The sequence below is a fragment of the Oribacterium sp. genome (assembly GCF_057249185.1).
In genome coordinates this window covers 1-6,152 of sequence record NZ_DBHIGR010000140.1, presented here as the reverse complement: position 1 = coordinate 6,152, position 6,152 = coordinate 1, and the positions used below count along the sequence as shown (strand labels likewise).

Sequence of the window (6,152 nt, the reverse complement as noted above, 5' to 3'; positions counted from 1 at the left end):
AAAATTCCGGGCTTTTCCGGGTGAAACAAAACAATATTGCTGCCATGGATAAAGCCTTTTTTTCACAAGGGGCCCCGCGCGAAGCGTGAGGTATTCCAAGTACATTCTAAGTTTTACAATACGGGAAGTCGGTCTGTATTGCAACGAAAAAATGCACTATATGTACCTACAGCTCTTGGCAAAAGATTGTGTATTCTTGGGATAAAGACTATACTACAAAAAATGACAAAACGCTTTGAACGACAATGAGGATCAATATGAAAATCAGTAGTGACTATACATCAAATAGAGCATGGTTAAGAGATGTGGTTGGCAATCAGCCGATGATTTTACGCTCTGTCTCCGCCTTGGAATATTTGCAGCTCTTTGTGGGCTACTTTTCAGAAAACAAGGTGGAGGTTTATGCCTTGGAGGAAAGTTCGGAAGAAAATATCCGATGTCATATCATAGAAGATTTGGAAGCTATAGAGTATATACGTTTTGAAAATGTTCTTTGTTCCAGTCCAAGCCAGGCTGTAAATGATATGCTTTCCGATTTTGAGCATAGCGATGAAACTGCTCTTGTAGAAGCTTTGAGCAAATATTACTATTCCCATGAAGAAAGCTTTAGCGGATTAAATATCAAAAAAGAAAACCAAAAGCGATTTGAAGAACTAAAGGACTGGGCTATAAACTATTTTGAGGTAGGTTAAATGACTAAGCAAGAATCAAAAAAAATTTTCTAAGCAATATAGGTCTGAAACGGGGCACGCTCTCGCTAGCTTCGCCACGTATCGGATACTAAGCGAAAAACTTCGTTTCTCTCGTTTTTCGCAAGTACCGACGGGCTCAGACTACCCCGCATTCAGACCTATATTGCCGAAAATTGCTTTTATTATTTGATTTCTTGCAACCTTTTCATTCTATTATCCTACTTTTCTGTAGGTATCCATAAAGCTGATTTCTCCAAACTCAGTACTCTGATCCGTGACAGTAATGCTTCCGTCTGTATTAACTACAAAGGTAACCCATCCATCTTCTCCCGTTGCTCTATAAAGACTTCCACCTTCTTTGACCGCAATGCCATCAAAGTCTACGGCATAAACATTTCCTTTGGATGCGTCAACGACATAGTTTGCATTAATATTCACAACATAGGCATCCGGTTGGCCGCTGATTGTCATCTGGGCTCCGCCTTCTCCCCATTTTACCTCGTATACCCCACGGATATCTCCTACTTTTCCCAGCAGGCTATCTCTATATCCGGTAAGTATCTTTATATTCTCCCGCTCGTAAGAATTCAAAACCTGACTTTCGATTTTATCAAATTCCGATTTACTATACTGTGGTCTATACCAGGATTTAGAAGAAAAATATGCATTAAGGTCTTGAGTGTCGTATTGTCTTCCATGGCGAGCATAAATTTCATTAATCGCTAAACGGAGGGTTGCCGCATCCAAGCTCTCATACTCTCCCCGGGCAATCAATCTCTCGTTGGCATAAGGAAAAATAAATTCAGAAGCATTGGTAGCCGTTCCGGCATTGGATTGACCCGTACTGTTCACTAATCCGGCATAACTATAATCTCCCCCCATATCCACATCCGTAAATTCCGTACCATTGGTTAAAGTCACTATAGGATAATCAATGGTTTCAAGACTATTCCATGTCACATCCGCATCCCCGTTCCAGCTATTGTCTTTTAGGTTTCGCATCTTGCCGGATACCTTTAAACCGTTTTGCTCTGTTTTGGAAAAGGAAAGCCCCTCTAATAAAAACTTTGCTTCTCCATAAAGACGAAACTCAATCTGTTCTTTTCCGTCCTTAATATAGGGGATAAGCATATACTCATTAGCAGTACTCTTCCACATTGCATCCCCGGGATAGGATGCAAATATATTGGATTTGTTTACCGCTCCGCTATCATAGCTAAGCTCCTCTGAACCGGCGGATGTACTTTCTTCTGTAGCTACAGTAGATTCATCAGCTTTCTCTTCCGCCTTTACCGATGTACTTTCTTCCGCCTTAGTTCCTTCACTTCCCTTTGCCTGACTATTCCCTTTACAGGAAACCAGACTAAGGCTTAGAAGCAATCCCAGAAAAACGATTGCCAAGCCTTTTTGCAGCACCGCTCCGGTTCCTTTTTTCTTCATCATTGTTCTTTTCATACGCTCGTTCTCCCATGATTCATTATGTTAAATTTTATGAATATACCTTATTGCATTATAAGGTTTGGAGTAGTGAATAGCAAGTATGATGATACTTCTATAGTTTCCTCTTCTCCCTCTCCTTCAATTCCTTCAAGATTCCTCCGGTAATCAGGGCTGCAATAAGCGCCGCAAAGATATCACTAAGTGGCTGAGACATTTGTAGGCCAAAAAGCCCGAAGGCACGGGGGAAAATCAGCAGAATTGGGATCAGGCAAATGCCCTGCCGTAGCAGTGCCACGATACTGGCCCGAAGGGGATAGCCGGTGGTCTGGGAAAACATATTGGCCATGGTAATCTGAGCAGCCAGGGGCATGGTCAGGCATTGCAGCTGCAACGCCATTGTGCCGATTCGAATAACCTCCACATCTTCTTTTCGGAAGGCAGTGACGATGGGCTTTGCCATAAGGAAGACTCCTGCTCCGGCAAAAATCAGCATAATAAAGCAGACCTTCAAACTGAAACGGTAGGCCTCCGCCACACGCTTGTAGTGCTTGGCTCCATAGGCATAGCCGCAAACCGGTTGAAAGCCCTGTCCGAAGCCGATAACCAAGGAAAAGATAAACATGCTGACACGCATTACAATGGCCATAGCTGCAATAGCCGCATCCCCGTAAGGATGGGCGGAAAAATTCAGTAAAATGGTGGAAACACCGGCAATTCCCTGTCTGGCAAGGCTGGGACAGCCGAAGCGCAGAATAATGCTGTAACGTTTTAAGCTGGGCTTAAAATTCCGTGGAGATACGGAAATACAGGCCGGCATCTTGTTGCATTGGTACAATAAAATTCCGAAGGATATCATTTGACTGATTACGGTAGCCACCGCAGCGCCGCCAATCCCCATTTTCCCGACGTAAATAAAGAGAGGATCCAAAAACATATTGAGGACACCGCCGGTACTGATGCCGATCATGGAATAAAAGGAATTTCCCTGAAAGCGGAGCATATTGTTCATGCCCAGTGAAGCCATCATAAAGGGGCTTCCGAAAAGGATGATTCTGGCGTACTGCATGGCATAGGGAGCAATGGTTTTGGTGGATCCTAAAGCATAAACCAGAGGTTCTACGAAAATGCCGGCAATGATTGCAATCATAGTTCCGATAATCAATTCCGTAAAAAATCCTACTGCCACATAACGTTCCGCTTCTTCCTGCTTTTTCGCTCCCAACAAACGGGAAATTTCGTTTCCGCAACCCATACCGATCATGAAGGCGATTGCCTGAATGATTGCCGCCATGGAGAATACCACTCCCACTGCGGCGGAGGCGGAGGTTCCCAAGCGGGAAACGAAGAAGGTGTCCGCCATATTATACACCGCCACCACAATCATGGACACCATGGAGGGAAAGGCCAACTTGGGAATCAAACGATTCACCGGTTCCTCCAGCATTTGCCGAAACTTCTCCTCTTCGCTTATGGCCATGTCTTCCTCTCCCTTCTCTGGCAATTTTTCTACTTCCATGCTACAATGACAGCCATTATACTACCGTAAAATTTTTTTCGCAAAAAAATCCTGAGTTTTGAGAGTTATCAGCGTTTATCGGTGCTTTTATTGATTTGACGTTTATCGGTGATTTTATTGATTTTGCGTTCATCAGTGGTTTTGCAATTTTAGTAATGTGCGTATGTTAAGAGTCAGGGGAGTTTAGAAATGAAGAAGTTTTTTCGTTATGTCAGTCAAAGTATAGCCGGGATGATTGGACTTTCCGTTTATATTTTAGCGGATACCTATTTTATTTCTTCCTATGCGGGAACCGATGGACTTGCGGTTTTAAATTTGATTCTTCCGCTGTACGGCCTTCTCAATGCCCTGGGCAATATGATTGCGGTGGGTTGTGCCACCAGATACAGCATCCGACAGGCTGCGGGAAAGGATGTAAGCTCCTTCTTTTTACAAGCTATTTTTTGGAACTTCATTTTCGCCCTGCCCTTCACCTTCTTCGGGCTCTTTTTTCCGAAGCAGGTTTTGGCGATTTTAGGGGCGGATGTGGAACTACAGAATTTGGGAGTTAGCTATGTGCGCATCATCCTTGGCTCTGCCTTCCTCTTTATGGCAAACAGCAGTATGACTGCCTTCACCAGAAATGACAAGAACCCCTCCATGGCCATGGTCGGCTCTTTGATGGGTTCCCTCTTTAATATCGTATTTGACTATATTTTCATGTTCCCCATGGATTTGGGCATGACCGGTGCTGCTCTGGCTACTGCCCTATCTCCGGTGGTTACCAGCTTGGTTTGCACTCTGCATTTTCGGAGTCCGAAAAATACCATTGCCTTTCGTTGGCAAAGTCCGCGCTTTAAGCATCTCTGTGCCTGCTGCAAGCTGGGATTTTCCGCCTTTGTCGGCGACCTGACCAGTGCCGTGACCATCAGTACCTTTAACGGCCTGATTTTAGGTCTTAGCGGAAATATCGGTGTTGCCGCCTACGGTGTTATTGCCAATGTTTCCTCTGTCTGCACCTGTGTATTCAATGGTTTGGCTCAGGGAAGCCAGCCCTTAATCAGCAACAGCTACGGAAAACGTGATATTCATAAGTTGCAATCCTACCTGCATTACGGCATTGTAAGCGCTTTGGTACTGGCGATTTTGATTGTGGCAAGCATCATTTTCCAAAGCGACTTCTGTATCGCTCTGTTTAACCGGGAAAATGATCCTATCCTCTACCAGTATGCCAAGGAAGGAATTCCCTTGTATTTCATCGGTTTCCTTGCGGCCGGGCTGAATATCCTGATGGTAAGCTATTTCTCCGCTACCAACAATCCCCGCCCCGCCTTTATCTGTTCTTTACTGAGAGGCACCATCGCTATTGTATTTTTTGCCTTCTTACTTTCTTCCCTTCTAAAAATGCCGGGGGTTTGGCTTTCCTTCCCCGCATCTGAAGCCTTCACCTTCCTGGTGGTGCTGTATTTTTACCGGAAGGAGCGGAAAGAGATGAAGCTGCATTTGGAGGCGCAGCAGGAGGGTAAATAAAGCCGGCGGAGGGAAGGCTGTATTCATCGAAATGATTTGCTCCGATGTAGTATAGGTCTGTACAAGGGACACGCTCTCGCTAACTTCGACTCTACGGAGGGAAGGACTGTATTCATCGAAATGGTTCGCTCCTATGTAGTATAGGTCTGTGTTCGGGGCACGCTCTCGCTAACTTCGCCTTCGTAGCAGTACTAACTTCAAGCTTCGCTTTGCTCGCTTTCAGTAAGTACTGACGGGCTCAGATTACCCCTTTTACAGACCTATACTACATCTGTCGCTTCACTAGATTGATTTCTACAGTCCTTCCTGCCGCCGGTTTGCAAGTACCTCGGGATAAAATTGCCTCTCTTACAGACCTATTATGCATCAATCGCTTCACTCAATTAATTTCCATAGTCCTTCCCTTCGCTGGTTTGCAAGTACCGCGGGCTCAAGTTGCCCCTCTTTTAAACCTAGGCTGCTACTATCGCTCCAACTTATTGATTCTTATGTATAATGCTGTAATGCTTTTATTAGTAGTCATTTAGCTTAATATTTCAGACGAAGAAGGCGACTCCGCGGAGTGCATATAGCTCCACCGGAAGACCGCTTTTATTCTTCCTTCTTTCGGCATTGTGAACTATGCTTCCTTACCGAACAGCCGGTCTAAGAAACTGTTCAATTCCTTTGAATTTTTATCAACATATTTGTTCACTCTCAAAGTTGTTTTAAAAAAATTAAACCGCCCTACAGCCTTGATTTACAAGGGTGTAGAGCGGTTTTCATCAACACGTTTTGTCCTATAAGCCTAAGCCTATAATTCACATTTATCTTATAAGCTAATTATACAAGTCCTATGGTAGAGCGATTGCAGTATAAGTGTGTAGGAGGGCAATCTAAGCTCATCAGGGCTTGCAGATAGCATACCAAGCGAAGGACTGTAGAATTTAAAAAGTCAAAGCGACGGATGCAGTATAGATATGAAAGAGAGCAATCTGAGCCCGCCGGTACTTGCG

4 protein-coding genes are annotated in these 6,152 nt (G+C 44.3%); 2 read left to right on the top strand and 2 right to left on the bottom strand.

Annotated features, from left to right (window positions below; genetic code table 11):
• Nucleotides 1–257: 257 nt before the first annotated feature.
• The gene (locus ACO4PX_RS07980) at nt 258–692 is read left to right on the top strand and encodes a hypothetical protein (RefSeq protein ID WP_485572210.1); all 435 of its coding nucleotides are present in this window, start codon (nt 258–260) and stop codon (nt 690–692) included.
• Between the two features lie 213 nt (nt 693–905).
• Here ACO4PX_RS07980 and ACO4PX_RS07975 read toward each other — a convergent pair whose 3' ends face one another.
• A complete protein-coding gene (locus ACO4PX_RS07975) occupies nt 906–2,147 on the bottom strand; it encodes a YARHG domain-containing protein (protein ID WP_485572209.1) in 1,242 nt (413 codons plus the stop codon).
• Between the two features lie 97 nt (nt 2,148–2,244).
• Nucleotides 2,245–3,609: an MATE family efflux transporter gene (locus tag ACO4PX_RS07970; protein ID WP_485572208.1), complete on the bottom strand. Its 1,365-nt coding sequence runs from the start codon at nt 3,607–3,609 to the stop codon at nt 2,245–2,247.
• A 228-nt stretch (nt 3,610–3,837) separates the two neighbouring features.
• Between ACO4PX_RS07970 and ACO4PX_RS07965 the strand changes: the two genes are divergently transcribed.
• Entirely contained in the window at nt 3,838–5,157 is a 1,320-nt protein-coding gene (locus tag ACO4PX_RS07965; protein ID WP_485572207.1) for an MATE family efflux transporter, read from the top strand.
• Nucleotides 5,158–6,152: the final 995 nt, after the last annotated feature.